Raw genomic sequence first — 25,775 nt, forward strand, 5'->3', positions numbered from 1 at the left:
GTTCAGATCTCGAGGACTTCCAGTTCGCGCAGCGCCTCGCCGATGGCGGCGACCGCCTGCCGCATCTCCGCGGCGTCGACGTGGCCGATGCAGCCGACGCGGAAGGTTTCCACCTGGGTCAACTTGCCCGGATAGAGGATGAAGCCCTTCTCCCGCACGCGTTGGTAGAAGTCGGCGAAGCGGTAGCGCGGATCGCGCGGCGCGTGGAAGGTAACGATGATCGGCGCCTGGATTTCCGCCGGCAGGAAGCTGCGGAAACCGAGCCGGGCCATCTCGCCGAGCAGCGTTTCGCAATTGCTCGCGTAGCGCCGCTGACGCGCCGGCAGGCCGCCCTCCTCTTCGTACTGGCTGAGCGCTTCGTGCAGGGCGGCGACCACATGGGTCGGCGGGGTGAAGCGCCACTGCCCGGTCTTGCGCATATAGGCGTGCTGGTCCTGCAGGTCCATGGCCAGGGAGTGGCAGTTGCCGGCGCTGGCTTCCAGGGCGGCGCTGCGGGCGAAGACGAAGCCCATCCCGGGGACGCCCTCCAGGCACTTGCCGGAGGCGGCGATCAAGGCATCGAACGGAACTTTCCGGGCATCGATCCCGATCGCCCCGAAGGAGCTCATGGCATCGACGATCAGGCGCTTGCCGTGACGCTCGACGACCTTGGCGATGGCCTCGAGCGGATTGAGGATGCCGGTGCTGGTCTCGCAGTGGATCAGCGCCACATGGCTGATCGCCGGATCGGCGGCCAGCAGACGCTCGACGTCAGCGGCGGTGGTCGGCACGTTCTCTTCGGTCTCGAAGGTGCTGAAGGGCCGTTGCAGGACCTCGCAGATCTTCGCCAGGCGCTTGCCGTAGGCACCGTTGATCAACACCAGGACCTTGCCGTCGCGCGGCACCAGGGTGCCGATCGCCGCTTCCACGGCGAAGGTGCCGCTGCCCTGCAACGGTACGCAGGTGTGGCTGCCTTCGCCGCCTACGATCTTCAGCAGGCGCTGGCAGACGCTGGCGGTGAGTTCGTTGAAATCGCTGTCCCAGGAGCCCCAGTCGACCATCATCGCCCGACGGGTACGGTAGGAGGTGGTCAGCGGACCGGGGGTCAGCAGGATGGGTGCGCGTTCGGCAGTGCTCATGCTCATTTCCTCTGCGGGAATCGGCCAAAGAAACCGGATCGGGCTTCGCGGTCCGGGCGGTCGTTCCGCGCCGGCGTTCCAGGGAAGCCTGGAGACATAAGGTGAGCGCCGCGCTACTATCGTTCAAATTGTTTGTTCCGATGCCAGCCATAAGCCAGGCCGATACCATGAATCTCTTCCAGCTCCGCGCCTTCGACGCCGTCGCCCGCGAAGGCAGTTTCACCCGCGCCGCCGAGCGCCTGTGCATCAGCCAGCCGGCGGTGACCGGACACGTCAAGGCACTCGAGGAGCACTACCAGGTCACCCTGTTCCGGCGCACCGCCCGGCGCATCGAACTGACCGAGGAGGGCTCGCGCCTGGTGGCGATCACGCGCACCCTGTTCGCCCTGGAGGAAGAAGCCGAGGCCCTGCTCGACGCCAATCGACAATTGGTCTCCGGCCGCCTCGAAGTCGCCGCCGACGGCCCGCACCTGGTGATGCCGATGCTCGCCCGGCTGCGCGCGAGCTATCCGGGAATCACCGTCAACCTGCGCCTGGGCAACGCCCAGGAAACCCTCGCGGCGCTGCTCAGCGAACACGTCGACGTCGCCGTGCTGACCGAGGTCGAGGCGCGTCCCGGGCTGTTCCTGGAGGAGTTGGTGAATTCGCGTATCTGCGCCCTGTTGCCTCGCCAGCATCCCTGGTGCGAACGCAACGAAGGCGTACCGCTGGAAGAGCTCGACCAGCAGATCATGGTGCTGCGCGAACCCGGTTCGATCACCCGCCGCACCTTCGACCGCGCCTGTGCCGAGCAGGGCGTGCAGCCGCGGGTGCTGCTGGAGCTGGACAGCCGGGAAGCGGTGACCGAAGCGGTGGCCGCCGAACTGGGCGTCGGCGTGGTGTCTTCCCTGGAGGTCGGCAACGATCCGCGGGTTCGCGCGGTGCCGCTGGTCGGTCCCGAGCTGACCAACCGCCACCTGATCGGCTGCCTGGAGAAGCGCCGCGGCCTACGGGTGATCAGGGCATTCCTGGAACTGGCGGCGACCTGAGTCGCGCCTCAGCTCCAGTGACGCTCGCGGGTGCGGCGGTCTTCGCCGAAGCCGAACAGCGAGGCCAGCGAATACACGATCAGCTCGGCGATCCAGGCGACCAGCAAGGCGCAGCCCAGGCCCCAGGCGATCACCTCGGGCTTGAGCAGGACCTGGTAGCTGTAGCTGGCATAGGTTTCCATCAGCAACTCATGGTTCGGTGCGCGCAGCATGTGCCAGGCGCGGGCGTACCAGGGACCCTGCATGGCCTGCCACTCGGCGTCGAGCATGCGCGCGCGACGCATCAGGCGGTCGAGGTTCTCGCCGTCGCGCTGGAACACCGGATCGCTGTTGCTGCGGTAATGCCTGACCAGTTCCTCCAGGCTACCGTTGAAGAACTGCCCGGCGGTCTGCTGGAAGCCCTGGATGTTCTGCGCGGCCTCCAGGCGATGGGCGTCGACGCGCTTGGCGTAGTCGTCGATGAAACCGGGCACCTGCACCCCGAGCAGCAGGCCCAGGGTGAACAGCAGCAGTCTCAGGTAACTGCGGAACATGCGCTCTCCTCGTTCACGGCGGCGATTCAGACCCGCCCCTTGGCCAACACCTCGCCGCCCCACCAGAGGACCCACTCGCCGCTCTGCTGCAAGGTCCAGTTCTCGTTGTCGGTGAGCGGCTCGGTGGCGATCACCGTGACCACATCGTCCGGCGTGGTTTCCGCATGGAAGTCCACGGTCAGGTCGGCATCCTTCAACCGCGCCGGGCCGAATGGCGCACGGCGGGTAATGTAGGCGAGTTTGCTGGAGCAGAAGGTGAACAGCCAGTCGCCGTCGCTGATCAGGGCATTGAACACACCTTTCTTGCGATATTCGTCACAGGCCGAGATCAGCACCGGCAACAGCACCTCCACCGGCACCGGCTCGGGGAAAGCCCGGCGCACGCGGTTCAGCAGGTCGCAGAAGGCCGCCTCGCTGTCGGTCTCGCCGACCGGGCGGTAGAAACCGGGCTTGGGCTGGAAGTCGGCCAGTTGGCCATTGTGCGCGAAGGTCCAGTAGCGCCCACCGAGTTCGCGGATGAAGGGGTGGGTGTTGCTCAGCCCGACCTTGCCGACGTTGGCCTGGCGGATGTGCCCGATGACCGTCTCGCTCTTGATCGGGAAGCGCTGCACCAGCCGCGCCACCTCCGAATCGACGCTCGCCAGCGGGTCCTGGAACAGCCGCACGCCGCGTCCTTCGTAGAAGGCGATGCCCCAACCGTCGCGGTGCGGGCCGGTACCGCCGCCGCGCTGCATCAGTCCGGTGAAGCTGAAGACGATGTCCGTCGGGACGTTGGCGCTCATGCCCAATAGTTCACACATGGCTCAAACCTCCCTGAGCAAGGCTGTACGTAGTAGTTCTCGTTCCCGCTGCAGACGCGCCTGCAGGCTCGCGCGACCGACCGGCAGGAAACGGGTCAGGGCGCGCCAGAGCAGTCGCGGCAGGTCGCCGCGACGCCGGGGAATCAGGTGCAGATGCAGGTGCGCCACGTGCTGGTCGGCCGCCACGCCATCGTTGAGCAACAGGTTGATGCCTTCCACGCCGAAACCGGCCCGGCGCAATGCGCGACCGATACGCTCGGCGAGCGCCAGGAGGGCGTCGCGGGCGGCGGCGGAAAGATCGCTCAGGTGCGGGGCGTGCTCGCGGGCTACGATCAGCACGTGCGCCGGTCGCAGCGGAAAGATGTCCAGCAGGACGATGAAATGCTCGTCCTCGAAGAGTCTGTGCGCCGGCTCGCGGCCACCCGCTATGGCGCAGAACACGCAATCCATGGGAAATCCCGACATAGGCCTCGCCTCATGCTGAACGCCTGCCGGGCGTAGCGCAAGAATGGATTTCGTCGCGAAAGGCTACAGGCGCGGCTCGATGCGCATGCGCCGGTCGCCGTGCTCGTCGGTGCGGGTGTCGACGTCCGGCATCAACTCGGGCTGCATCATCTGCCGCAGGGTCGGCTCGTCCTCGGCGTCCTGCGACGGATGCCGACGATTCTTCCAGGCCCGCTCCAGCGGCCAGCGGATGGCGGCGATCAGCAGGTACAGGCCGAAACCGAGCAGCGCCACCAGGGCCAGGTCAGAGACCGCGCGCCAGGCGTTGTTGCCGACCTTGAACACGACATCCAGCGCGGTGATGGCGATGGCCGGGGCGTAGAGGTCGTTCTGCGGGTCCACCGGAGTCGGCGTGAACAGCAGGATGAAGACGATCAGCCGCAGGGGTTCGCGCAGCCAGCGCCACATCCAGCCGGTCATCAGCCAGAACACCAGCATCAGGCCGAGTCCGGCGATGGCGTAGGCGCCCCAGGCGATCAGATAGTCTTGTTCATTCATGCGGCGTGCGTGGCGATAGCGGTGATGGGGGGCTTATGATAGCCGCTTTTGCATGCCGACGCGCCTACCCACCGATGGCGGGCGCCGCGCCGCCAGTTTTATTCAGATTTCCCGGCCTCGCGCATGGCCGGATCGACGAGGATTCCCGATGCCCCATCCGCAGCCCCCCATCGCCCGCCGCGACGCCGGAAGCGACCCCTACGCCTGGCTGGAGGAGCGCGACGCCCCGGAGGTGCTCGACTACCTGAAGGCCGAGAACGCCTACCTGGATAGCGAACTGGCCGACCAGGCCGGGTTGCGCGAGACCCTGTTCGAGGAGATCAGGGGACGCATCCGCGAGACCGACCTGTCGTTGCCCAGTCCGTGGGGTCCGTGGCTGTACTACCAGCGCACCACCGCCGGCGACGAATACCCGCGCCACTACCGCTGCCCGCGTCCGGCGGACGGCAGCCTGGCGGTCGACGAAGGCGCCGAGCAACTGTTGCTCGATCCCAACCAGTTGGCCGACGGCGGCTTCCTCTCCCTCGGCGCCTTCAGCATCAGCCCCGACCAGAGCCTGCTGGCCTACAGCCTGGACACCAGCGGCGACGAGATCTACCGCCTGTTCGTCAAGGACCTCGCCAGCGGCGCGGTGCAGGCCCTGCCCTTCGACGACTGCGACGGCAGCCTGACCTGGGCCAACGACAACCGCACGCTGTTCTTCGGTGAACTGGATGACACCCACCGCCCGCACAAGCTCTATCGCCACCGCCTGGGCGAGGCCGGCGCCGAGCTGGTGTTCGAGGAAGGCGACGGGCGCTTCTTCCTGCACTGCTACCGCTCCAGCTCGGAACGCCAGCTGATCCTCCTGCTCAACAGCAAGACCACCAGCGAGGCCTGGGTGCTCGACGCCGACCAGCCGCAGGGAACGTTCCGTTGCCTGGCGCCGCGCGAGGAAGGCCACGAGTACTACCCCGACCACGGTCGCCTCGACGGCCGGGGCCTGTGGCTGATCCGCAGCAACCAGGCGGGGATCAACTTCGCCCTCTACCAGGCCGAGGAGTCGCGGCCGACTCGCGAGCACTGGCAACTGCGCGTGGCCCACGACCCGCAGCGGACCCTGGAAGATGTCAGCCTGAACGCCGAGGCGGTGATCCTCGGCCTGCGCGACGGCGGCCTGCCGGTGATCGAGGTGCAACCGCAGGGCCTGCCGGCCTACCGCGTGCAGTTGCCGGACGCCGCCTACAGCCTCTACGTGCAGGACAGCCTGGAATTCGACAGCCCCTGCGTGCGACTGCGCTACGAGGCCCTGAATCGTCCGGCGCAGGTACGCCAGCTGAACCTCGCCGATGGCACGCAGACCGTCCTCAAGCAGACCCCGGTGGAAGGCCCATTCGACGCCGACGCCTACGCCAGCCGGCGCATCTGGGCCAGCAGCGGCGACGGCACGCAGGTGCCGGTCAGCCTGGTGGCGCGCAAGGAAGTCCTCGACGGCATCGCCGCCGGGCGCCCCGCGCCGCTCTATCTCTATGGCTACGGCGCCTACGGGCATAGCCTCGATCCCTGGTTCTCCCACGCCCGCCTGAGCCTGCTCGAACGCGGCTTCGTCTTCGCCATCGCCCATGTCCGTGGCGGCGGCGAACTGGGCGAAGCCTGGTACCGGGCCGGCAAGCTGGAACACAAGCAGAACAGCTTCGACGACTTCATCGCCTGCGCCGAGCACCTGCTCGCCGAGGGCTACTGCCGTCCCGAGGGCCTCGCCATCAGCGGCGGCAGCGCCGGCGGGCTGTTGATCGGCGCGGTGCTCAACCAGCGCCCGCAACTGTTCGGCGCGGCCATCGCCGAGGTGCCGTTCGTCGACGTGCTGAACAGCATGCTCAATCCGGACCTGCCGCTGACCGTCACCGAATACGATGAGTGGGGCAACCCGCAGGAGCCCGAGGTGCATGCGCGGATCGCCGCCTACGCGCCCTACGAGAACGTCAGGGCCCAGGACTACCCGCACCTGCTGGTGGTCGCCGGCTACAACGACAGCCGCGTGCAGTACTGGGAAGCCGCCAAGTGGGTGGCGAAACTGCGGGCGACCAGGACCGACGCCAACCTGCTGCTGCTCAAGACCGACCTCGGCGCCGGCCACGGCGGCATGAGCGGCCGCTACCAGGGGCTGAAGGACGTGGCGCTGGAATACGCCTTCCTGCTCAAGGTCCTCGGCCTGGTATGACCACCGCGGGGGCCGGCGACGCCGGCCTTCCGCCACGAAAAAGGGAACCTTCGTGAAACGACGCTTCTGGCCCGCCATGGGCCTGCTCGCCGCGATCATGCTGGCCGTCTACCTGGCGAATCCGTTCGGCACCGCCAGTCTCGACCCGCGCGCACGGCTCCTCGGCGTGGCGCTGTACAAGATCCCTTCGCGCTCGATGGAACCGACCTTGCAACAGGGCGACTTCATCCTCGCCAACGCCGCGCGCTACGCCTTCGCCGACCCGCAGGTCGGCGACCTGGTGGTGTTCCGCTTCCCGCCGCAGCGCAGCATCGCCTATGTGAAGCGCATCGCCGGGATACCCGGCGATCGCGTGCGGATCGATGGCGGCCGGCTCTACGTCAATGAGCGCCCGGTGACGGAGCCCTACCTGGCGCAACAGGCGCTGCGCCAGCCGGACTCCCTGCGCATGGCCGAGCGGACCGTCCCCGCCGGCCAATACTTCATGCTCGGCGACAACCGCGACAACTCCAACGACAGCCGCTACTGGGGCTACGTACCGCGCGCCGACCTGGTCGGCCGGGTGTTCGCCGTCTGGTATGCCGAGGACACCCGGCGCATCGGTTCGGTGCGCTGACGCCCCTTAGAAGAACTGGGTGACGCTGATCTTGGCGTTGCGTCCCTGGCTGTAGACCAGGTCGCCGCCCAGCGGCTGGCGATAGGAGCGGTTGAACAGGTTGTCCACGGTGAAGTCGATGCGGGTGTCCTTCAGGCCCAGCTTGGCCGGGACCCACTCGGCGAACAGCCGATGAGTGTCGTAGCTGTCGTTGGCCGCGTGATCCCAGTAGATATCGCCGGAACCGGTACCCATCCCGCCGCTGTAGCGATCGCTGGGCAGGCGGTCGGTCTTGCGCACGAACTCGCCCTGCCAGCCGAGCTTGGCATCCCATTCCGGAACCTTCAGGCCGAGCATGGCCACCCACTTCGGCGGCGGGATGTCGCGCGCCCACACGTTCGGTCCCCAGGGATTGCTGTAGGCCCCATCGTGCTTGCCGGTCATCCACGAGTAGGACAGGCTGCCGAACAGCCGCTGGCTGTCGTAGAAGCTCTCGATCTCGAAGCCCTTGATGGTCAGGCCCGGCAGGTTGCGGTAGTTGCTCAGCGGCAGCATGTCGCCGCAGCTACCACCGATACTGCCGTTGTCGATCGACTGCTGGCGGCAGCCGACGCTGCGGGTGCGGAATATCTCGTCCTTGATGCGGTTCTGGAACAACGTGGTGCGGATCTGCAGGCTGTCGCCGGCGACCAGCAGGTCCGGCAGGTTGATCACGCTGCCGCCACGGATCGCATGGATGCGCTCGGCGTCCAGGTCGCGGCTGCTGCCACCGATGGTCGAACTGTTCTGCACTTCGTACTGCTCGTCGATCACCGGCGCTCGCCAGGTCTCGGTGTAGTCGGCGAAGAACGCCAGGTTCGGCGTCGCGGTCCAGAACACCGACAGCCGCGGCGACCAGCCGGAGTAGGTCTGGGCGCGATAGTCATGGCCGAGCTTGGGATTGTCGTAGATCGGCGCCAGGTTGGCCTGGCCGTCGTTGCGCACGCTGTCGAAGCGCATCGATGGGGTGACGGTCAGGCTGCCGTAGGTGATCGCGTCCTGGATGTAGAAGCTCTGCGTGTCCTGCTTGCCGGCCGGCATGAATGCCGGTTGCAGCCAGCCGTAATTGTAGCGCGGGGTCTCGTAGGTCTTGCCCGGCATGTGCATGAGGATGTCGCGCTTGTGCTTGTGCAGCGCCGCGCCCAGGGTCAGCTCGTGCTGTAGCGCTCCGGTATCGAAACGGCTGGTGTTGCGCAGTTCCAGGACCTTGTCCTGGTACTCGGTACGCATCCGCTTGCCACCGGTGGCGAGCTGGTAGAAGGCGGTGTCCTCGCGACGGTCGAGTTGCTCGGTGCGGGCGTCGGAATAGCTCAGTTGCAGGTCGATCCAGGGGTTGTCCAGCGGATGGTAGTTGTACTTGCCGGTCCACGTGGTGTCGGTGGTATCGCGGTGGGCCAGCAGGCGGGTCAGGCCCAGCTCGTAGCCGTAGCGGTCGATGGTCCACTGGCTCGGCGGGGTCGGGTAGCTGCTGGCGGAGAACGGCGTCCAGCGCGAGCTTTTCGAGCGCAGGTAGGTGAAACCCAGGTCGTGCTCCTCGGTGGGGTGCAGGTTGAGCTTGAACAGGCCGGTCTTCTCGTCCTGGGCGCTGTTGGGCAGGCGCTTGGGGTTGATCGGGTAGTCGGTGGGCGACAGCGGCAGGTTGTCGGCCAGCTTCATGTCGCGGCCGTCGCGACCGTTGAGATAGAGCAGGGCATCGACGCGGCGGTCTTCGCTGCGCCCGAACACAGCGCCGGAGTAGATCTTCTGCTGGTCGTTGGAGTGATAGCCGTACTTGAGCATGGCGCCGACGTCGCGGCCTTCGCGCAGCAGGTCCGGCGCGTCCTTGGTCTCCATGTGCACGGTGCCGCCGAAGCCGCCATTGCCGGTGAACACCGAGTGCGGTCCCTTCTCCACCTCGATGCGCTTGATCATTTCCGGTTCGATGAACACGGTGCCCTGCTGGTAGCGCTCGAAGCCGCTCTTCTGCGCGCCGTCCAGGGTATAGGGCACGTCCTCGGCGTCGCCCAGGCCCCAGATGTTGGTGGTCTGTCCGCCCGGCTTGGGCGAGCCGCCCATGGTCACTCCGGGCAGGGTCTGCAGCAGGCTGGGGATGTTGTCCGCCTGCTGGCGTTCGATATCCCGCCGGGTCAGGGTCGAACGGCCGACGTTGCTGGCGTCCACTTCGCGACCGTTGCCGACGATGGTCTGCGCGTCCAGTTGCAGCGCGTTGTCGCTGTAGGCGTCGACCTGGCGCCGGCGCACCACGTAGCCGCCGCCCGCCTCCACCAGCTCCAGCTCGGAACCGACCAGCAACCGCTCCAGCGCCTCGCGCACCCCGTAGCTGCCGCTCAGCGCCGGAGCGCGCAGGCCCCGCAGGAGCGACTCGTCGAACAGCACCTGGACCTGCGCCTGCTGCGCCAGGCGCGACAGCGAGGCGGCCAGCGGCTGCGCCGGCAGGTCGAAGCGTCGTTCGGCAGCGCTGGCGCCGGCGGCCCACAACGCGGCGCCGAGCACGGCGGCGGAACACAGCGGGCGCCAGGCGGCGCGGGTGAAAGGCAAGGTCATGCTGGAACTCTCCCCAAGTGACTGCTGGATGTCGCCGGCAGCGGCGACGGACAGCAGAGAAGACGCAGCAGGGAGAAAAACCCACATATACGAATGAAAAATATTTTCATTAACACTGACGACGCGCCTCAGCGCGCCAGGATCAGCACCTCGCCACCAGCCTGCGGCTGCACCCGCACCGGCAATAGCGCCGGCAGGGCGAGGAGAAAATCGTCGGGACGGGCGATCCGCACCGTACCGGAGACCCGCTTGCCGGCAAGCCGGGGATCTCCCAGGCGGATCGGCGCGGCGCGATAGCGCGACAGTTCCTCCACCAGTTCGCCCAGCGGCTTGTCGCGGAACACCAGTTGCCCATCGCGCCAACTGGCGACCTGCTCCGGCGCCACATGGCCGAGTTCCAGGCGCTGCTCGGCGAGGTCCAGGCGCGCGCTGTCGCCAGCCAGCAGCACATGTTCGGCATCCTTCTCCAGGGACGGCTGCAACGCCACGCGCCCCTGTTTCACCGCCACGGCGAGGGCCTGCGCGTTGCGCCGGACGCTGAACTGGGTACCGAGTACGGTGACCCGGCTGTCGCCGCTGCCGACCCGGAAAGGCCGGGCCGGATCGTGGCTGACCACGAAGAACACCTCGCCTTTCTTCAACAGCACGTCGCGGGTGCGCTCGGCGTAACGCACCTGCACCTGGGTATCGACGTCGAGGAACAGCTTCGATCCGTCCGCCAGGACCACCTCGCGCTGCTCGCCAGGTGCCGTGCCGTAGGCGAGGTTCGGTCCGAGCGACTGGTAGCGCCAGAACAGGGTGGCGACGAGCAGCGCGCAGAACACGAAGAACGCCGCCGCCAGCGCCCGGGGCAGGCGCCAGGCCGGCACCGGCTCGGGAATATCGTCCAGCGCCGGGCGCGGCAGGCCGTCGAATTCGCGCCAGAGCCGCTCCATGCCCTCGAGCGCTTCGCGATGGCGCGGATCGGCGCGTAGCCAATCCTCCAGCTCGGCCCGGCAGGCAGCGCTGAAATGCCCGGAACGACGCCGGCTGAACCAGTAGGCGGCGCGGTGATCGATGTCCTCTTCGGTTTCGTCTGCGAACAGCGGTTCCAGTCGTTCCAGCGGCTTCATCCTTCGCCTCCCTGGCCAAGCCGCCGCTTGCAGTGCAGCAAGGCGCTGGCGATGTGCTTTTCCACCATGCTCAGGGAGATTCCCATGCGCTCGGCCACTTCGACCTGGGACAGGCCGTCGAACTTGTGCAGGACGAACGCTTCGCGCCGCCGCGGCGGCAGCTCGGCCAGCGCGGCCGCCAGGTGGCTGAGACGCTGCTGCTGTTCGAAACGCTCGCCCGGCCCGGCCGCCTCGCCTTCCAGCGCGGCGGGTTCGTCGTTCGCCGCCGGCCGGTCGAGATCCTGGCCGCGGCTCTGCTGCCGGCGCCAATGGTCGCGCAACAGGTTGCGGGCGATCTGGAAAAGAAATGCGCGCGGCTGCTCGACCGATTGCCGGCCAGGCCATTTCAGCCACTGGGCGAAAGTATCCTGGGCGAGGTCGGCGGCGTCCGCCGAACTGCCCAGGTGCTTGCGCAGGAAGCGCAGCAACTCGCCATGGAACGCCTGATAGGCATGCGAGACGGAACCACGGAAGCGCTCATCCATCCGTGCATCCTCCGGCGGCGCCCCCCGCGCCGTTGACCCGCTGCAACACCTCGCCTCCCCGCTTCCGTCGGATACGGAAGTCCCTTGCAAATATGCGAATGATAATACATATCATTTCACAAGGTAAGGAAGTGCGACGGACGCGAGCTCAGCCGGCGCGGAAGATCAGGTAGTCCTCCCAGTCGTCCTCGGCCACCTGGGTCTCGCTGAGCATGCGCCCGGACTGGGAAATGCGTTCCTTGTGGACCCGCTCCGGGTCGCCGCAGACCAGGTGGTGCCAGAGCGGCAGGTCCTTGCCTTCGGCAACCTGGCGATAGCCGCAGGTCGGCGGCAACCACTGGAACTCGTCGGCCTGCGCCGGGGTGAGCTGGATACAGTCGGGGACGAAACGGATGCGCTCGGCGTAGTTGGTGCAGCGGCAGCTTTGCAGGTCGAGCAGCTTGCAGGCGATACGCGTGTAGTAGACGCTGCCGTCGTCCTCGTCCTCGAGCTTCTGCAGGCAGCACAGGCCGCAACCGTCGCACAGCGACTCCCACTCGTCCTGGTCGAGTTGGGCGAGGGTCTTGCGTTTCCAGAAGGGTTCGACTTTGGCGGCCATGGCATCAGGGGCTGGTGAAAAGGCGCGATAGTCTAGTCCCCCGCCCCCTCCAGGCCAAGCACCGGCCGGCACATGGCTACTTCAGGTAGGAACGCAGCGCGGTCACCACCAGTTCCAGGTCTTCGCGACGCTGCTCCGCGCTCGCCTGCTCGGCGCCGAGGTGTTCGCGGATGTGCCCCTCCAGCACTTCGTTCATCAGGCCGTTCACCGCACCGCGGATCGCCGCGATCTGTTGCAGCACCGCCGCGCATTCGCTGCCCTCTTCCAGCGCCTGCTCCAGCGCCCGGGTCTGCCCGGCGATGCGGCGCACCCGCGCCAGAAGCTTCTTCTTCCCATGGATGGTATGGGCCACCGCTCTCTCCTCAAGGTAATATACTGGGGTATAGTATATTTTCGACGTCTCGACAGGACAGTAGCAAATGCCCGGCACCCCGACTACCCAGCCCCTGCGCCATTCCCATCGGTTCGACCAGGGCAACCCGCTGGCCGAGCGCAACACGCGCTGGGCGGTATTGCTCACCGCCTGCATGATGGTCGCGGAAATCGCCGGCGGCTGGCTGTTCAACTCCATGGCCCTGCTCGCCGACGGCTGGCACATGAGCTCCCATGCCCTGGCCCTGGGTCTTGCGGTACTCGCCTACGGCGCCGCGCGGCGCTATGCCAACGACCCGCGCTTCAGCTTCGGTACGTGGAAGATCGAGGTGCTCGGCAGCTACACCAGCGCCCTGCTGCTTCTGCTGGTGGCCGGGCTGATGCTCTACCAATCGGTCGAACGCCTGCTCGACCCCAGCCCGATCCACTACCAGCAGGCGATGCTGGTCGCCGCGCTCGGCCTGCTGGTCAATCTCGCCTGCGCCTGGCTGCTGCGCGACGGCCATGCCCACCACGGGCACGGCCACTCGCACCACCACCACCACCACGACCATCATGCCCACCGGCACGATCTGAATCTGCGCGCCGCCTACCTGCACGTGCTGGCGGATGCCGCCACCTCGCTGCTGGCGATCGTCGCGCTGGCCGGCGGCCTGCTGTGGAACGCGGCCTGGCTGGACCCGCTGATGGGTATCGTCGGCGCGGTACTGGTCAGTGTCTGGGCATGCGGCCTGATCCGGCAGAGCAGCCGGGTATTGCTGGATGCGCAGATGGACGCGCCGGTGGCTGCGGAAATCCGCGCGGCGATCGCCAGCAGCCCGCTGCCGGCGGAACTGCTCGACCTGCACCTGTGGCAGGTCGGCCAGGGCAAGTACGCCTGCCTGCTGAGTCTGCTGACCACCGAGGAAGGCAGCGCCGACTATTTCAAGCGCCGCCTGGCCGAGCATGAGGAACTGGTGCACATCACCGTCGAGGTGAACCCGCTGCTCCCGCTCGCCGCCTGAGGGAACGCGGCTCAGTAGCCGCGAGCGAAGTCCACCTCGCCGCGCATGGCGGTACCCGCCCAGAAGCGCGCGAGGTTGTCGCGGAACAGTTCGACCATCGCCCCCGGCAGGGTCGGCGCGGCGGTGTGCCCGGTCAGCAAGAGGCGCGGGGTATGCCAGAACAGGTGGTTGGCCGGCAGCGGCTCTTCGCGGCAGACGTCGATCACCGCGCCGGCCAGTTGGTTGTTCTCCAGTGCCGCCACCAGGTCGGCGTCCACCACCGCGACACCACGCCCGGCATTGATGAACAGCGCCGTGGGCTTGAGCCGGGCGAACAGCGCACGGTCGTAGATGTCGTGGGTATCGGGGGTGTCGGGCAGCAGGTTGATCAGGTAGTCGGCCGTCTCCACCAGGCGACCGAGGTCGTCGAGCGACCCCATGCGGTTGAACGGCACCAGCGAACGCGGATTCTTCGCCACCCCGGTCAGGTCCATGCCGAAGCCGGACAGGGTATGCGCCACCGCCTGGCCGATCTCCCCGGTGCCCACGATCACCACCTGCCGGCCACGCAACCCGCCAGGCGTGCGGCTATCCCATTGCGAACCGACCTGGCTGGCCAGGCGACCGAGGAACTGGCGCTCGTGGGCGAGCATGTAGGTCAGCAGGTATTCGCTCATCACCTGGCCGAAGATGCCTACCGCGCGTGTCAGGCTGTAGTCCTTCGGCAGGTCGGCGGCCAGCAGCGGCGTGATGCCCGCCCAGGTCGACTGCACCCAGACCGGATGCACGCCCTGGCGCAGCATCTGCGCCACCAGGTCGGGCTGGCCGAGCCAGATCGAGCACTCGCTGGCGGCGTCGATGAGCTGCAGGGGATCGTCCCCCGCCACCACCTTCAGGCTGGGGTCGGCCGCCATCAGCAGCGCGGCATAGAGAGCGTGGTCACGTTCGAGAATCAGCAAGCGCATGGGTCACACTGCCAAGCCGGACAAGGGCTGGCGATCAGGCCGGAGAATATTGTTCTTTCATGCATCACGGCTCCTGGAGGGAAGCCCTCGAGAGCAGCAGGTTTGGCGCTGGTAGACCACGGTCGCTGCCAGGGGTTCCGCTATCGTGCGACATCTTGCGGACATCATGCACCGAAGGCGCAGCCTTGCACAGAGCGGGTTTCACGTCGTGAAAGTGGCGCCGGGAAGCCGGCGCCAGCGGGGTACGGCTCGCGTCAGAGCGGGTCGTTCATGCGCAGCAACTCTTCCGGGAGATGCTCGATGTACTCTTCTTCGCCCGGCGGCATCTGCAAGTGGAAGCCCTGCTTCTCGATGTTCTCCAGGACCTTGGCGACATCCTCGCGGGCCAGTTGGCGCTCGGGGGTGAGCAGCAGGTCGAAGACATGTTGCGGCGCGCCGAACGGCACCAGCAGGGCCTCGGGTACGCGGCTCAACGCCTCGCGCTTGTCGACGTAGAGGTACATCTCGTTCTTGCGCGGGCTCTTGTAGACGGAACAGATTCGTTTCATGCGCTCTCCAGGGCGTCCAGCAGGGCCTGGCCCATGCGTTCGCGGCGCCAGCCGCGGAGGGAATCGGGCAGTTCGTAGGGACCGTCGGGATAGCCGCTCTTGAGCAGTGCCTCGAGGATCTTCTTGCGCAGCATCAGCTCAGGCGCCATGCCCAGGGTCTCCGCTTCGCGCTGGCCGATGGCGCGCAGGCTCTTGAGCAGCGGGGTGACCTCCGGCGGCAGCGGCTCGGGCAGCGCCTCGGGCCATTCGCTCTGCGGCAGGCGCGAAGCCTGGGCGATCAGTTCGATGAGGAAGTCGCCGTCCTGGCGCACGGTGCGCGGATGCATGTCTTCGATCGCCGCCAGGTCGGTCTTGTTCTTCGGCAGCAGGCGCGCCAGCGGCCACAGGGTACGTTCGCGCAGCACGTGGTTGCGCGGCCGGTTGCGCAGGCGTGCCTGCTCCTCGCGCCAGGCGCAGAGTTCGCGGAGCACCGCCAGTTGCTGCGGACGCAGCCGCCAACCCAGCTTGACCTCGCGGTAGGCCTCGCGCGGATCACTCTCGCGGCAGAGGTTGGCGACCAGTTCGGCGCCGTCCTCCAGCAGCCAGGCGCGTTTCTCCTCGCTCAGCCGCGCATCCAGGGCCAGGTAGACCTGGGCGAGGTGCTGGACGTCGTCGGCGGCGTAGCGCATCTGCATCTCGGTGAGCGGCCGTTGCAACCAGTCGGAACGGGTCTCGTCCTTGGGCAGGTCGATGTCCAGCACCTCCTTCACCAGCTTCGAGTAGCCCATCGAATGGGCCATGCCGAGATAGGCGGCGGCCAACTGCGTATCGAACAGCGGCACCGGCAGGCTGCCGGTGAGGCGCAGGAACACCTCGAGGTCTTCGCTGCAGGCATGCAGCACCTTCACCACCCGCTCGTCTTCGAGCAGCTCGGCGAAGGGGCTCCAGTCCTGGATCAGCAGCGGATCGATCAGCCACTCCTGCCGGCCATCGCCCACCTGCACCAGACCGGCCGCGGGATAGAAGGTATCGACGCGCATGAACTCGGTATCGAGCGCGAGGTACGGCTGTGTGCGCCATTCCCGGCATTGCTGCGCCAGGCTGGCATCATCGCGGATCCACTGGATTTCGGGCGCGGTCACGAACATCTCCTTGGTCAAGTGCGGCGCATTATATAGAGCCTGGCGCCATGCGAGCATTCCGCTCGGCACCGCGCTTGCCGATGAGCGTAGCGAATGTCCATACTCCGCCCTTTGTCCGACAATCCGAACAAGGGAACTGCATGAAGAAGCTCAGCGGAATAATCGTCCTCCTGCTGGCTGGCGCGGCTCTTTACCTGGCCCTGAAGACCAGCCCGATCGACCCGCTCGCCTGGGATGCTCCGGCCGCTCCGCAGATGACCGGGGTCCTCGAACCCAACGACACCCTGATGAAGGCCGAGCTGCTTGGCCAGGGCCAGTTGCACGGCCCCGAGGACACCGCCGTGGACAGCCAGGGCCGCGTCTATGCCGGTCTCGCCGACGGCCGCGTGGTACGCCTGGACGCCAGCGGCAAGGTCGAGACCTTCGTCGACACCGGCGGCCGCCCGCTGGGCATGGACTTCGATGCCGCCGGCAACCTGATCCTCGCCGACGCCTGGAAAGGCCTGCTGCGCATCGATCCGCAGGGCAAGGTGGAAACCCTCGCCACCGAGGCCGACGGTGTCCCCTTCGCCTTCACCGACGACCTCGACATCGCCAGCGACGGCCGCATCTACTTCAGCGACGCTTCCAGCAAGTTCCACCAGCCCGACTACATCCTCGACCTGCTCGAGGCCCGACCGCACGGCCGCCTGCTGCGCTACGACCCGTCCACCGGCAAGACCGAGGTGCTGCTCAAGGACCTGTACTTCGCCAATGGCGTGGCACTCTCGGCAAACGAGGACTTCGTACTGGTCAACGAGACCTACCGCTATCGCATCACCCGCTACTGGCTGAAAGGCGAGAAGGCTGGCCAGCACGAGGTGTTCATCGACAACCTGCCGGGCTTGCCGGACAACCTCCAGGGCGACCGCAAGGGTACCTTCTGGGTGGCCCTGCCGACCCCGCGCAAGGCCGACGCCGACTTCCTCCACCGGCATCCCTGGCTGAAGGCGCAGCTGGCCAAGCTGCCGCGCATGTTCCTGCCCAAGCCGACCGCCTACGGGCTGGTCATCGCCATCGACGAACAGGGCAGGATCGTCCGCAGCCTGCACGACACCAGCGGCCACCACCTGCGCATGATCACCTCGGCGAAGCCGGTGGGCGACCAGCTCTACTTCGGCAGCCTGGAAAACGACCGGATCGGTCGCCTGGCGATCCCCTGAAAAAGCCGAGCGTCTAGTCCTGAAGTAGGTTTACACCTTGCTCCATCTAGTTCTCCGGAAAATCGGCATGGGAGGTGTAAACCTTATTCAGGACGGGACAGCGGAAACGAAAAAGCCCCGCATCGCGGGGCTTTTCAATGCTTCGGATCAGGCCGCCGAATCGCTGTCGGCCTTGGCCCGGCGTGGCTTCTTCTTGCCGCCGAGGAGGTGCGAGAACACCGCGTGCAAGTCGCCGGAAGCGTTGTCGCTCTCCAGGTTGAGCTTGCTGTCGATGTGCTCCATGTGGTGCATCATCAGGGTCACCGCGCGCTCCTTGTCGCCCTTCTCGATGGCGTCGAGGATCTCGTTGTGCTCGTCGAACGAGCAGTGCGAGCGACCGCCGCTTTCGTACTGGGCGATGATCAGCGAGGTCTGCGACACCAGGCTGCGCTGGAAACTCACCAGAGGAGCGTTGCGCGCCATCTCGGCGAGCTTCAGGTGGAACTCGCCGGACAGGCGGATGCCGGCGCCCCGGTCGCCACGGGCGAAGCTGGATTGTTCCTGCACCACCATCTCGCGCAACTCGGCCAGACGCTCGGCGGTGGCGTTGTCGGTGGCCAGTTCGGTGATGGCGCGCTCGACTGTGCGGCGGGCGAAAAGGATCTGCCGGGCCTCGTCGATGCTCGGGCTGGCGACCACCGCGCCGCGGTTCGGCCGTAACAGCACCACCTGCTCGTGGGCCAGGCGCGAGAGGGCGCGGCGAATGATGGTGCGGCTGACACCGAATATCTCGCCGAGCGCCTCCTCGCTCAGCTTGGTGCCGGGGGCCAGGCGTTGTTCGAGGATGGCGTCGAAGATGTGGGCGTAGACGATCTCGTCCTGGGTACCGCTGCGGGCAGCCTTGCCGGTGCGCGGTGGCTTCCTGATGTGTTGCAACTGATCGGTCATCGGTCTCGAACCTTGTGCGTCCGGCTTGTGGCCTGGGCTGATCCTCGCTCACGGGCGTGGGTGAGGCACGCCGGCGGCTGATAGCGAAATAGTGTACACAAGCAGCGGCATCCGACGCACCACCCCTTTCCGCCCCTCGTTCCGAGCGCGCGGCACCGCCCGGAAGGGGGCGTGACGGAAAGCTGATAAAAATGTGGCGAAACACCCTCAAACATTCTTTGACCTTTTTGTATACAAAGGCATAATCGCTCGCACGAGTTCTTGACCCAGAGGTCAGAAAATCGTGCCCTCACATCACCTTCGAGCCGCGTCAGGGACCTGGTAACCAACCGGCCCGCAGGACCTAACAACAAGAGCGATGAGGAGTACCTGCTGTGGAAAGCACCAAACAAGAAGAACAAGGGATCTACGCTGCGACACCGCCCGCCACCGGCCTGCTCGAACGCCTGTTCAAGCTCCGCCAGCATGGTACGACGGTCAGGACCGAGCTGGCGGCCGGGCTGACCACCTTCATCACCATGGCCTACATCATCTTCGTCAATCCCAACATCATGGCCGACGCCGGCATCGACCACGGCGCGGCGTTCGTCGCCACGTGCCTGGCGGCCGCCCTCGGCTGCTTCCTGATGGGCCTGTACGCCAACTGGCCGGTGGGCCTGGCGCCGGGAATGGGGCTGAACGCCTTCTTCACCTACACCGTGGTCGGCACCATGGGCTACAGCTGGCAGATCGCCCTGGGCGCGGTGTTCATCTCCGGGGTGATGTTCATGCTGCTGACCTTCTCCCGGGTCCGCGAATGGCTGCTCAACAGCATCCCCCGCAGCCTCAGGTTCGCCATGGGTGCGGGAGTCGGCCTGTTCCTCGGCCTGATCGGCCTGAAGACCGCCGGCATCGTGGTGGCCAGCCCGGCGACCCTGATCAAGCTCGGCCACCTCACCTCGCCCGGCCCGCTGCTGGCGGCACTGTGCTTCCTGATGATCGCCGTGCTCGAGTACCGCCGGGTGTTCGGCGGCATCCTCATCAGCATCCTCAGCGTCACCCTGGTCGGCTGGGCCCTCGGCCTGGTGCAGTACGGCGGGGTGTTCTCGGCGCCGCCGAGCCTGGCGCCGACCTTCCTGGCGATGGACATCGCCGGCGCGTTCAACGTCACCATGATCAGCGTGATCCTGGCCTTCCTCTTCGTGCACATGTTCGATACCGCCGGCACTCTCATGGGCGTCGCCCAGCGCGCGCACCTGGTGAAGGAGGACGGGCGCATCGAGAACCTGTCGAAGGCGATGAAGGCCGACAGCGCCTCCAGCGTGTTCGGCGGCATGCTCGGTGTCCCGCCGGTGACCAGTTACGTGGAGAGCGCCGCGGGCGTGGCCGCCGGCGGACGTACCGGGCTCACCGCGGTGGTGGTCGGCGTGCTGTTCGTCGCCGCGATGTTCTTCGCCCCGCTGGCCGGGATGATCCCCGCCTTCGCCACCGCCGGCGCGCTGATCTACGTGGCCATGCTGATGATGGGCGGAATGGCGCACATCGACTGGGACGAGCACACCGAGACCATCCCGGCGATCGTCACGGTGATCATGATGCCGCTGACCTTCTCGGTGGCCGACGGTATCGCCCTGGGCTTCATCACCTACGTCGCGATGAAGGTCCTCACCGGCAAGCACCGCGAAGTCTCGGCCAGCCTCTATGCCTTGTTCGTGATCTTCGTCGCCAAGTTCATCTTCCTCTGACCCGCCCGGATGGCGGATGGCCGCACGCGGCTATCCGCCTCGAACCTGTCGTTGCCCCGCAGGGCTCGCGACGCGCAGCTTCATCCCCCGCCCATTCGTACCCTGCGCCGCATTTCCCTTCCTGCCCACGAGTGGCGGATAACCGGCAACCCTCGGCGCACTCCCCGCGAACGAAAAAAAGCCCGCTCGATGGCGGGCCAGGGAAAAGGACTCGGAGAGTCAGTGTTTCGTGGCACGCACCTAGCTGCCGCGATAGGTCGAATAGCTGTAGGGCGAGATCAGCAGCGGCACGTGGTAGTGATCGTCGGCGGAGGCGATGCCGAAACGCAGCACCACCTGGTCGAGGAATGCCGGCTCCGGCAATTGCACGCCGCGGGCGCGATAGTAGTCGCCGGCGTTGAACACCAGTTGATAGACCCCGGGACGGAAGTCCTCGCCTTGCAGCACCGGCTGGTCGCAGCGGCCGTCGTAGTTGGTCAGGGTGGTGGCGATCAGTTCCAGTTGCTGGCCTTCTACCCGGTACAGCTCGATCTTGATGCCATGGCCGGGGCAGCCGTGTGCGGAATCCAGTACATGCGTGGTCAAACGTCCCATGGGTTGCGGGCGCCCGCTGGCGGACACCACTCCTCCTCTTGCCTTCGTTCGATGGGGATCGCTCCGGGACCTGCCCGGCGCCGCTCGCTTGCAGCCCGCCAGGGAGCCGCTTGCGAAGCAATATAAGTTATCTTTCGATGAATTGTATACAAAAAACACCGCCACAACCGAAAATGCGGCAGCCGCCCCGAAATCGGGCATTCCTTCCACAAGCCCCACCCCGCAGGGCCTCATTCTTCGCTAACTGACCAGTCGGGCAGGTTTTTTGCTGGATGAATGGCAGGGATCGGCAAACAGGATTGTATTTACAGACCGCAGGCAAACTTGTATACAATAAATCCATCACGGCATCCCCGGCCCGTCCGGCCCGCCGCCCCATCCACAATAAGGAACACTGCTGTGAGCGCTGACTACCCACGCGACCTGATCGGATACGGCAACAACCCTCCCCACCCTCACTGGCCCGGCGATGCGCGCATCGCCCTGTCCTTCGTGCTCAATTACGAAGAAGGTGGCGAGCGCTGCGTCCTGCATGGCGACAAGGAGTCCGAGGCGTTCCTTTCCGAAATGGTGGCTGCCCAGCCCTTGCAGGGCGTGCGCCACATGAGCATGGAATCGCTCTACGAATACGGCAGCCGCGCCGGGGTCTGGCGCCTGCTCAAGCTGTTCAAGCGACGCAACGTGCCGCTCACCGTGTTCGCCGTGGCCATGGCGGCGCAGCGCAACCCTGAGGTGATCAGGGCGATGGTCGCCGACGGCCACGAAATCTGCAGCCACGGCTACCGCTGGATCGACTACCAGTACATGGACGAGGCCCAGGAGCGCGAGCACATGCTCGAAGCCATCCGCATCCTCACCGAACTCACCGGCCAGCGCCCGGTGGGCTGGTACACCGGACGCACCGGCCCGAACACCCGGCGCCTGGTGATGGAGGAAGGCGGCTTCCTCTATGACTCCGACACCTACGACGACGACCTGCCCTACTGGGACCCGGCCAGCACCGCGGAGAAACCGCACCTGGTGATTCCCTATACCCTGGACACCAACGACATGCGCTTCACCCAGGTGCAGGGCTTCAACAATGGCGAGCAGTTCTTCCAGTACCTGAAGGACGCCTTCGACGTGCTCTACGAAGAAGGCGCGACGGCGCCGAAGATGCTCTCCATCGGCCTGCATTGTCGGTTGATCGGTCGCCCGGCGCGGATGGCCGCCCTGGAGCGCTTCATCCAGTACGCGCAGAGCCACGACAAGGTCTGGTTCGCCCGCCGCGAAGACATCGCCCGCCATTGGCACCGTGAGCATCCTTTCCAGGAGACCGAGGCATGAGCCGTTTCCAGACCCTGACCCCCGCCTCGCTGTCCCGCGAGGCCTTCGTCGAAGCCTTCGCCGACATCTACGAACACTCCCCCTGGGTCGCCGAGAAGGCCTATGACCTGGGCATCGACGACAGCCTCAACGATATCGAGGGCCTGCACCAGCGCATGGCCGACATTCTCCTGTCGGCAAGCCGCGAGGCCCAGCTGGCGCTGATCAACGCCCACCCGGACCTCGCCGGCAAAGCAGCGATCCGTGGCGAACTGACCGCCTCCAGCACCTCCGAGCAGGCCGGCGCCGGGATTCACGAATGCAGCGCCGAGGAGTTCGCCCGCTTCACCGAACTCAACGACGCCTACAAGGCCAGGTTCGGCTTCCCCTTCATCAAGGCGGTGAAGGGCAGCAACCGCCATCAGATCCTGGCGGCCTTCGAGGAACGCATCCAGCACTCCGCCGACGAGGAGTTCGCTACCGCGCTGGCCGAGATCAACAAGATCGCCCTGTTCCGCCTGCAGCAGCTCTGAGGCCTGCGGAGACGAGCATGAACGCCGAACACGCGCCCTTCCGCCACTACCTCGACCTCGCCGACGCGCGCCTGGGCAGCCAGGTGGTCGCCGTCAGCGACGAATGGTTCGCCCCCGCCAGCCGCATGCTGCAGGCCGGCGAACCGGTGTGGAAGGAAGGCGTGTTCGACGACAGCGGCAAGTGGATGGACGGCTGGGAAACCCGCCGCAAGCGCTTCGAGGGCCATGACCAGGCGGTGATCCGCCTGGGTGTGCCGGGCGTGCTGAAGGGCGTCGACATCGACACCCGCTTCTTCACCGGCAACCATCCGCCGGCGGCTTCCCTGGATGGCTGCTTCTGCGCCGAAGGCGACCCGGACGACAGCACGTCCTGGAGCGAAGTGCTGCCGGCGGTGGGGCTGCAGGGCGATAGCCATCACTACCACCCGATAGACGACGAACGTCCCTGGACCCACCTGCGCCTGAACATCTACCCGGACGGCGGTATCGCCCGCCTGCGCCTCTATGGCGTGCCCTACCGCGACTGGAGCAGCCAGCCGCCGGGAACGGCGCTCGACCTGGCCGCAGCGGTCAACGGCGGCCGGGCGCTGGCCTGCTCCGACCAGCATTTCGGACGCATGGGCAACCTGCTCAACCCCGGACGTGCCATCAACATGGGCGACGGCTGGGAAACCGGCCGCCGCCGCACGCCGGGCCACGACTGGGTGATCGTCGCCCTCGGCCATCCCGGCAGCATCGAGGCGGCGGTCGTCGATACCTTGCACTTCAAGGGCAACTATCCGGAAAGCTGCAGCATCCAGGCCGCCTTCGTGGAAGGCGGGAACGAGGCCCGGATCGAGGCGCAGAGCCTCTTCTGGCGCGAGCTGCTGCCAGCGCAGAAGCTGGAAATGCACCAGGAACACCGGTTCGAGCGGCACCTCAACGCCCTCGGCCCGATCACCCATGTACGCCTGAACATCTTTCCCGACGGCGGCGTCAGCCGCCTGCGCCTGTTCGGCAGGCCACAATTACCGTGAGACCCGGGCCCCGCGTGCGTCCGGAATACAACAAACAGAATCGACAGGATCAGTATGCGCACTCTCAAGATCGAGCCGTTGACCAAGGAAGCCTTCGCCCCGTTCGGTGACGTGATCGAAACCGCCGGCAGCGACTATTTCATGATCAACAACGGCTCCACCCGCCGTTATCACAAGCTGGCCACGGTCGAGACCGCGCAGCCGGAAGATAACGCGATCATCAGCATCTTCAGCGCCGAGAAGCTGGAAATGCCGTTGCGCATCCGCATGCTGGAACGCCATCAGCTGGGCAGCCAGGCCTTCATCCCGCTGCTCGGCAACCCCTTTCTGGTCGTGGTCGCGCCACTTGGCGATGTACCTGTACCGGGCCTCGTCCGCGCCTTCCTGACCAACGGAAGGCAGGGCGTCAATTACCACCGCGGCGTCTGGCACCATCCGGTGCTGACGATCGAAAAGCGGGATGACTTCCTGGTGGTCGATCGCAGCGGTTCCGGGAACAACTGCGACGAGCATTTCTTCACCGAGGACGAACAGCTCCTCCTCGACCCCCAATCAAACCAATAAGAGAGGTCCTGCCGCCGGTCCGCCGGCCAGGGCAAGAGGTACAAGACTGTGGAAGCACATCTCATCGAATGGCTGAACCTGCTGGTGCGCTGGATTCACATGATCGTCGGGATCGCGTGGATCGGCGCTTCGTTCTATTTCGTCTGGCTGGAGAACAACCTCAACCGCAGCAACCCGCGTGAAGGCCTGTCCGGAGACCTCTGGGCAATCCACGGTGGCGGCATCTACCACCTGGAGAAGTACAAGCTGGCTCCGCCGAAAATGCCGGAGAACCTGCACTGGTTCAAATGGGAGGCCTACTCCACCTGGATGTCCGGGGTGGTGTTGCTGACCATCGTGTTCTACCTGAACCCGACCCTCTACCTGATCGCCCCCGGCAGCGACCTGGCGCCGGCGGCGGCCATCGCCATCGGCATCGGTTCGCTGGTCTGCGGCTGGTTCGTCTACACCATCCTCTGCGATTCGGCGCTGGGCAAGACCCCTGCCCTGCTCGGCCTGGTCCTGTTCGTCCTGCTGGTCGCCGCCGCCTACGGCCTGACCCAGGTGTTCAGCGGCCGCGGCGCCTACCTGCACGTCGGCGCGATCATCGGCACCATCATGGTCGGCAACGTGTTCAGGGTGATCATGCCGGCCCAGCGCGCGCTGGTGAAAGCCATCGAAGAAAACCGCGAGCCCGATCCGGTGCTGCCGGCCAAGGGCCTGCTGCGCTCCCGGCACAACAACTACTTCACCCTGCCGGTGCTGTTCATCATGATCAGCAACCACTTCCCGAGCACCTACGGCAGCCAGTACAACTGGCTGATCCTGGCCGCCATCGCGGTGCTCGCGGTACTGGTACGCCACTACTTCAACACCCGCCACGAAAGCAACCGCTTCGCCTGGGCACTGCCCGCCGGCGCGCTGGGCATGATCGCCCTGGCCTTCGTCACCACGCCGAACTACCAGCAGGCTTCCGCACCGCTGGCCAGCACCCCGGCGGCGGCACCGGCACAACCGGCGACCGGCGGCGACGCACCAGCCGCGCCCGCCGCGACCCAGGCCTCCAATGCCGGGGCCGCGAGCGGAGCCGACTTCGACAAGGTCCATCACGTGATCCAGGAGCGCTGCACCGTCTGCCACTCGGCGAAACCGACCAGCCAGCTGTTCAGCACCGCGCCAGGCGGGATCATGCTCGACACCCCGCAGCAGATCCAGCAACTGGCACCGAAGATCCAGGCCCAGGCCGTGGCCTCGCAGATCATGCCGCTGGGCAACATCACGCAGATGACCCAGGAAGAACGCAACCTGATCGGCAGCTGGATCGCCAAGGGCGCACAGATCAACTGAGCCTTGGCCGAAAGGCTAAGAACCGCACCTCCGGTTCCCCGCAGCAGAACAACCCTGCTGGCCCTACCCCAAAAGCCCTCTCCATAGAGGGCTTTTGGCCATAACTGGCCATATCTTTCAGCCCCCAACCTCTCCGATAACTCACTTTCCTTCACCCTGGGCCGATGGAACGAAACCGTGCGGCGCTATCTTCGCCTACCTTGCCAATGAAGAACTGTGCAACTTTTTGGTTGATAACGTTGTGGATAGAACGCTAGGGAACAAATACCCAAAGGGCTCCGAGAGAATGCGCAACTTTTTGCAAGCGGTGCGCAAAAAGTTGCGCAATTTTCAGTGTTCTTCCCATGAGAATCGCCAGCGAGTTTTTGGCTTCCCCCAATAACGCCTTGATGGAAAAGAGTTTCAAGACCAGTGGCACGGTTCTTGTCTAGCACCGATGTCCCCGGCATATCGCCTGGGCACTTTCAACGACAAGGAACGTATCCATGGCAACCCCCGCCTA

Annotated in this window: 26 protein-coding genes; 11 read left to right on the top strand and 15 right to left on the bottom strand. The window is 66.1% G+C overall.

Going from position 1 to position 25,775, the window contains the following annotated elements; all coding sequences use genetic code 11:
- Nucleotides 1–2: 2 nt before the first annotated feature.
- A complete protein-coding gene (gene phnW / locus ACTJJX_RS20275; protein ID WP_003086851.1) occupies nucleotides 3–1,118 on the bottom strand; it encodes a 2-aminoethylphosphonate--pyruvate transaminase in 1,116 nt (371 codons plus the stop codon).
- A gap of 167 nt (nucleotides 1,119–1,285) precedes the next feature.
- On the opposite strand from phnW, the gene ACTJJX_RS20280 reads away from it, so the two are divergent.
- A complete protein-coding gene (locus tag ACTJJX_RS20280) occupies nucleotides 1,286–2,146 on the top strand; it encodes a LysR substrate-binding domain-containing protein (RefSeq protein ID WP_016561695.1) in 861 nt (286 codons plus the stop codon).
- Nucleotides 2,147–2,154: 8 nt separating this feature from the next.
- On the opposite strand, the gene ACTJJX_RS20285 is transcribed toward ACTJJX_RS20280, so the two are convergent.
- The 4 genes from ACTJJX_RS20285 to ACTJJX_RS20300 all read right to left on the bottom strand — a co-directional run bounded on the left by ACTJJX_RS20285 (nucleotide 2,155) and on the right by ACTJJX_RS20300 (nucleotide 4,481).
- Entirely contained in the window at nucleotides 2,155–2,679 is a 525-nt protein-coding gene (locus ACTJJX_RS20285) for a DUF2937 family protein (protein WP_003082681.1), read from the bottom strand.
- Nucleotides 2,680–2,705: 26 nt separating this feature from the next.
- Nucleotides 2,706–3,479 (bottom strand): class II glutamine amidotransferase, encoded by a 774-nt coding sequence (locus ACTJJX_RS20290; protein WP_003082680.1) that lies wholly within the window; start codon nucleotides 3,477–3,479, stop codon nucleotides 2,706–2,708.
- A 3-nt stretch (nucleotides 3,480–3,482) separates the two neighbouring features.
- Complete coding sequence (locus ACTJJX_RS20295; RefSeq protein WP_003163458.1) at nucleotides 3,483–3,944, bottom strand: HIT family protein; 462 nt, start codon at nucleotides 3,942–3,944, stop codon at nucleotides 3,483–3,485.
- Between the two features lie 63 nt (nucleotides 3,945–4,007).
- Complete coding sequence (locus tag ACTJJX_RS20300; protein WP_003086834.1) at nucleotides 4,008–4,481, bottom strand: hypothetical protein; 474 nt, start codon at nucleotides 4,479–4,481, stop codon at nucleotides 4,008–4,010.
- Nucleotides 4,482–4,629: 148 nt separating this feature from the next.
- Between ACTJJX_RS20300 and ACTJJX_RS20305 the strand changes: the two genes are divergently transcribed.
- Both ACTJJX_RS20305 and lepB read left to right on the top strand, forming a co-directional pair.
- Nucleotides 4,630–6,681, top strand: a complete 2,052-nt coding sequence (locus tag ACTJJX_RS20305; protein WP_003112365.1) for a S9 family peptidase — start codon at nucleotides 4,630–4,632, stop codon at nucleotides 6,679–6,681.
- Between the two features lie 76 nt (nucleotides 6,682–6,757).
- Nucleotides 6,758–7,297, top strand: a complete 540-nt coding sequence (gene lepB, locus ACTJJX_RS20310; protein ID WP_003082673.1) for a signal peptidase I — start codon at nucleotides 6,758–6,760, stop codon at nucleotides 7,295–7,297.
- 6 nt (nucleotides 7,298–7,303) lie between these two features.
- On the opposite strand, the gene hxuC is transcribed toward lepB, so the two are convergent.
- From hxuC to ACTJJX_RS20335, 5 genes are all read right to left on the bottom strand, one after another.
- Nucleotides 7,304–9,859 carry a heme receptor HxuC gene (gene hxuC, locus ACTJJX_RS20315; RefSeq protein ID WP_003112363.1) on the bottom strand — a complete coding sequence of 852 codons (2,556 nt, stop codon included), beginning with the start codon at nucleotides 9,857–9,859 and terminating at the stop codon, nucleotides 7,304–7,306.
- A 128-nt stretch (nucleotides 9,860–9,987) separates the two neighbouring features.
- Nucleotides 9,988–10,971: a FecR family protein gene (locus ACTJJX_RS20320; RefSeq protein ID WP_016851818.1), complete on the bottom strand. Its 984-nt coding sequence runs from the start codon at nucleotides 10,969–10,971 to the stop codon at nucleotides 9,988–9,990.
- A complete protein-coding gene (locus tag ACTJJX_RS20325; RefSeq protein WP_003082669.1) occupies nucleotides 10,968–11,495 on the bottom strand; it encodes an RNA polymerase sigma factor in 528 nt (175 codons plus the stop codon). Before ACTJJX_RS20325 ends, ACTJJX_RS20320 begins: the two co-directional genes overlap by 4 nt.
- A gap of 148 nt (nucleotides 11,496–11,643) precedes the next feature.
- The gene (locus ACTJJX_RS20330; protein ID WP_023082584.1) at nucleotides 11,644–12,093 is read right to left on the bottom strand and encodes a YcgN family cysteine cluster protein; all 450 of its coding nucleotides are present in this window, start codon (nucleotides 12,091–12,093) and stop codon (nucleotides 11,644–11,646) included.
- A gap of 76 nt (nucleotides 12,094–12,169) precedes the next feature.
- Entirely contained in the window at nucleotides 12,170–12,445 is a 276-nt protein-coding gene (locus tag ACTJJX_RS20335) for a metal/formaldehyde-sensitive transcriptional repressor (protein WP_003082658.1), read from the bottom strand.
- Between the two features lie 67 nt (nucleotides 12,446–12,512).
- Here ACTJJX_RS20335 and aitP point away from each other — a divergent pair, with 67 nt between their 5' ends.
- Entirely contained in the window at nucleotides 12,513–13,469 is a 957-nt protein-coding gene (aitP, locus tag ACTJJX_RS20340) for a CDF family iron/cobalt efflux transporter AitP (RefSeq protein WP_016851819.1), read from the top strand.
- Nucleotides 13,470–13,480: 11 nt separating this feature from the next.
- On the opposite strand, the gene ACTJJX_RS20345 is transcribed toward aitP, so the two are convergent.
- The 3 genes from ACTJJX_RS20345 to rnd form a co-directional block, all read right to left on the bottom strand.
- On the bottom strand, nucleotides 13,481–14,413 hold the full coding sequence (locus tag ACTJJX_RS20345) for a D-2-hydroxyacid dehydrogenase (protein ID WP_003082652.1): 933 nt from the start codon (nucleotides 14,411–14,413) through the stop codon (nucleotides 13,481–13,483).
- Nucleotides 14,414–14,667: 254 nt separating this feature from the next.
- Nucleotides 14,668–14,961 (bottom strand): YcgL domain-containing protein, encoded by a 294-nt coding sequence (locus tag ACTJJX_RS20350; RefSeq protein WP_003082651.1) that lies wholly within the window; start codon nucleotides 14,959–14,961, stop codon nucleotides 14,668–14,670.
- On the bottom strand, nucleotides 14,958–16,082 hold the full coding sequence (gene rnd / locus ACTJJX_RS20355; protein WP_003145300.1) for a ribonuclease D: 1,125 nt from the start codon (nucleotides 16,080–16,082) through the stop codon (nucleotides 14,958–14,960). The genes ACTJJX_RS20350 and rnd overlap by 4 nt, the downstream gene beginning before the upstream one ends.
- A 140-nt stretch (nucleotides 16,083–16,222) precedes the next feature.
- Between rnd and ACTJJX_RS20360 the strand changes: the two genes are divergently transcribed.
- Complete coding sequence (locus ACTJJX_RS20360; RefSeq protein WP_003082649.1) at nucleotides 16,223–17,284, top strand: SMP-30/gluconolactonase/LRE family protein; 1,062 nt, start codon at nucleotides 16,223–16,225, stop codon at nucleotides 17,282–17,284.
- 147 nt (nucleotides 17,285–17,431) lie between these two features.
- On the opposite strand, the gene ACTJJX_RS20365 is transcribed toward ACTJJX_RS20360, so the two are convergent.
- The gene (locus ACTJJX_RS20365) at nucleotides 17,432–18,211 is read right to left on the bottom strand and encodes a GntR family transcriptional regulator (RefSeq protein ID WP_003083340.1); all 780 of its coding nucleotides are present in this window, start codon (nucleotides 18,209–18,211) and stop codon (nucleotides 17,432–17,434) included.
- A 374-nt stretch (nucleotides 18,212–18,585) separates the two neighbouring features.
- Between ACTJJX_RS20365 and ACTJJX_RS20370 the strand changes: the two genes are divergently transcribed.
- Complete coding sequence (locus ACTJJX_RS20370; RefSeq protein WP_003087209.1) at nucleotides 18,586–19,935, top strand: NCS2 family permease; 1,350 nt, start codon at nucleotides 18,586–18,588, stop codon at nucleotides 19,933–19,935.
- A gap of 240 nt (nucleotides 19,936–20,175) precedes the next feature.
- Here the strand turns inward: ACTJJX_RS20370 and uraH are convergent, their stop codons facing one another.
- On the bottom strand, nucleotides 20,176–20,556 hold the full coding sequence (gene uraH / locus ACTJJX_RS20375; protein ID WP_016851820.1) for a hydroxyisourate hydrolase: 381 nt from the start codon (nucleotides 20,554–20,556) through the stop codon (nucleotides 20,176–20,178).
- 372 nt (nucleotides 20,557–20,928) lie between these two features.
- Between uraH and puuE the strand changes: the two genes are divergently transcribed.
- From puuE to ACTJJX_RS20400, 5 genes are read left to right on the top strand one after another with little or no spacing between them, the layout of a single operon-like run.
- Nucleotides 20,929–21,855, top strand: a complete 927-nt coding sequence (gene puuE / locus ACTJJX_RS20380; RefSeq protein WP_003083336.1) for an allantoinase PuuE — start codon at nucleotides 20,929–20,931, stop codon at nucleotides 21,853–21,855.
- Nucleotides 21,852–22,367, top strand: a complete 516-nt coding sequence (gene uraD, locus ACTJJX_RS20385; protein ID WP_003087205.1) for a 2-oxo-4-hydroxy-4-carboxy-5-ureidoimidazoline decarboxylase — start codon at nucleotides 21,852–21,854, stop codon at nucleotides 22,365–22,367. The genes puuE and uraD overlap by 4 nt, the downstream gene beginning before the upstream one ends.
- A gap of 17 nt (nucleotides 22,368–22,384) precedes the next feature.
- Nucleotides 22,385–23,383, top strand: a complete 999-nt coding sequence (gene alc / locus ACTJJX_RS20390) for an allantoicase (protein WP_003083331.1) — start codon at nucleotides 22,385–22,387, stop codon at nucleotides 23,381–23,383.
- A gap of 54 nt (nucleotides 23,384–23,437) precedes the next feature.
- Nucleotides 23,438–23,947, top strand: coding sequence for an ureidoglycolate lyase (locus ACTJJX_RS20395; RefSeq protein ID WP_016851821.1), 510 nt, complete (start codon nucleotides 23,438–23,440; stop codon nucleotides 23,945–23,947).
- A gap of 48 nt (nucleotides 23,948–23,995) precedes the next feature.
- On the top strand, nucleotides 23,996–25,273 hold the full coding sequence (locus ACTJJX_RS20400) for a urate hydroxylase PuuD (protein WP_003083321.1): 1,278 nt from the start codon (nucleotides 23,996–23,998) through the stop codon (nucleotides 25,271–25,273).
- Nucleotides 25,274–25,775: the final 502 nt, after the last annotated feature.

Origin of the sequence: Pseudomonas sp. 22490 (assembly GCF_052044465.1) — a bacterium.
In the GTDB taxonomy this organism is placed as follows: domain Bacteria; phylum Pseudomonadota; class Gammaproteobacteria; order Pseudomonadales; family Pseudomonadaceae; genus Pseudomonas; species Pseudomonas aeruginosa.

Excerpts from the sequence above, each read along its gene's own strand:
- phnW (WP_003086851.1), bottom strand. The coding sequence starts at position 1,118 with ATGAGCACTGCCGAACGCGCACCCATCCTGCTGACCCCCGGTCCGCTG.
- ACTJJX_RS20280 (WP_016561695.1), top strand. The coding sequence starts at position 1,286 with ATGAATCTCTTCCAGCTCCGCGCCTTCGACGCCGTCGCCCGCGAAGGC.
- ACTJJX_RS20285 (WP_003082681.1), bottom strand. The coding sequence starts at position 2,679 with ATGTTCCGCAGTTACCTGAGACTGCTGCTGTTCACCCTGGGCCTGCTG.
- ACTJJX_RS20290 (WP_003082680.1), bottom strand. The coding sequence starts at position 3,479 with ATGTGTGAACTATTGGGCATGAGCGCCAACGTCCCGACGGACATCGTC.
- ACTJJX_RS20295 (WP_003163458.1), bottom strand. The coding sequence starts at position 3,944 with ATGTCGGGATTTCCCATGGATTGCGTGTTCTGCGCCATAGCGGGTGGC.
- ACTJJX_RS20300 (WP_003086834.1), bottom strand. The coding sequence starts at position 4,481 with ATGAATGAACAAGACTATCTGATCGCCTGGGGCGCCTACGCCATCGCC.
- ACTJJX_RS20305 (WP_003112365.1), top strand. The coding sequence starts at position 4,630 with ATGCCCCATCCGCAGCCCCCCATCGCCCGCCGCGACGCCGGAAGCGAC.
- lepB (WP_003082673.1), top strand. The coding sequence starts at position 6,758 with ATGGGCCTGCTCGCCGCGATCATGCTGGCCGTCTACCTGGCGAATCCG.
- hxuC (WP_003112363.1), bottom strand. The coding sequence starts at position 9,859 with ATGACCTTGCCTTTCACCCGCGCCGCCTGGCGCCCGCTGTGTTCCGCC.
- ACTJJX_RS20320 (WP_016851818.1), bottom strand. The coding sequence starts at position 10,971 with ATGAAGCCGCTGGAACGACTGGAACCGCTGTTCGCAGACGAAACCGAA.
- ACTJJX_RS20325 (WP_003082669.1), bottom strand. The coding sequence starts at position 11,495 with ATGGATGAGCGCTTCCGTGGTTCCGTCTCGCATGCCTATCAGGCGTTC.
- ACTJJX_RS20330 (WP_023082584.1), bottom strand. The coding sequence starts at position 12,093 with ATGGCCGCCAAAGTCGAACCCTTCTGGAAACGCAAGACCCTCGCCCAA.
- aitP (WP_016851819.1), top strand. The coding sequence starts at position 12,513 with ATGCCCGGCACCCCGACTACCCAGCCCCTGCGCCATTCCCATCGGTTC.
- ACTJJX_RS20345 (WP_003082652.1), bottom strand. The coding sequence starts at position 14,413 with ATGCGCTTGCTGATTCTCGAACGTGACCACGCTCTCTATGCCGCGCTG.
- ACTJJX_RS20350 (WP_003082651.1), bottom strand. The coding sequence starts at position 14,961 with ATGAAACGAATCTGTTCCGTCTACAAGAGCCCGCGCAAGAACGAGATG.
- ACTJJX_RS20360 (WP_003082649.1), top strand. The coding sequence starts at position 16,223 with ATGAAGAAGCTCAGCGGAATAATCGTCCTCCTGCTGGCTGGCGCGGCT.
- ACTJJX_RS20365 (WP_003083340.1), bottom strand. The coding sequence starts at position 18,211 with ATGACCGATCAGTTGCAACACATCAGGAAGCCACCGCGCACCGGCAAG.
- uraD (WP_003087205.1), top strand. The coding sequence starts at position 21,852 with ATGAGCCGTTTCCAGACCCTGACCCCCGCCTCGCTGTCCCGCGAGGCC.
- alc (WP_003083331.1), top strand. The coding sequence starts at position 22,385 with ATGAACGCCGAACACGCGCCCTTCCGCCACTACCTCGACCTCGCCGAC.
- ACTJJX_RS20395 (WP_016851821.1), top strand. The coding sequence starts at position 23,438 with ATGCGCACTCTCAAGATCGAGCCGTTGACCAAGGAAGCCTTCGCCCCG.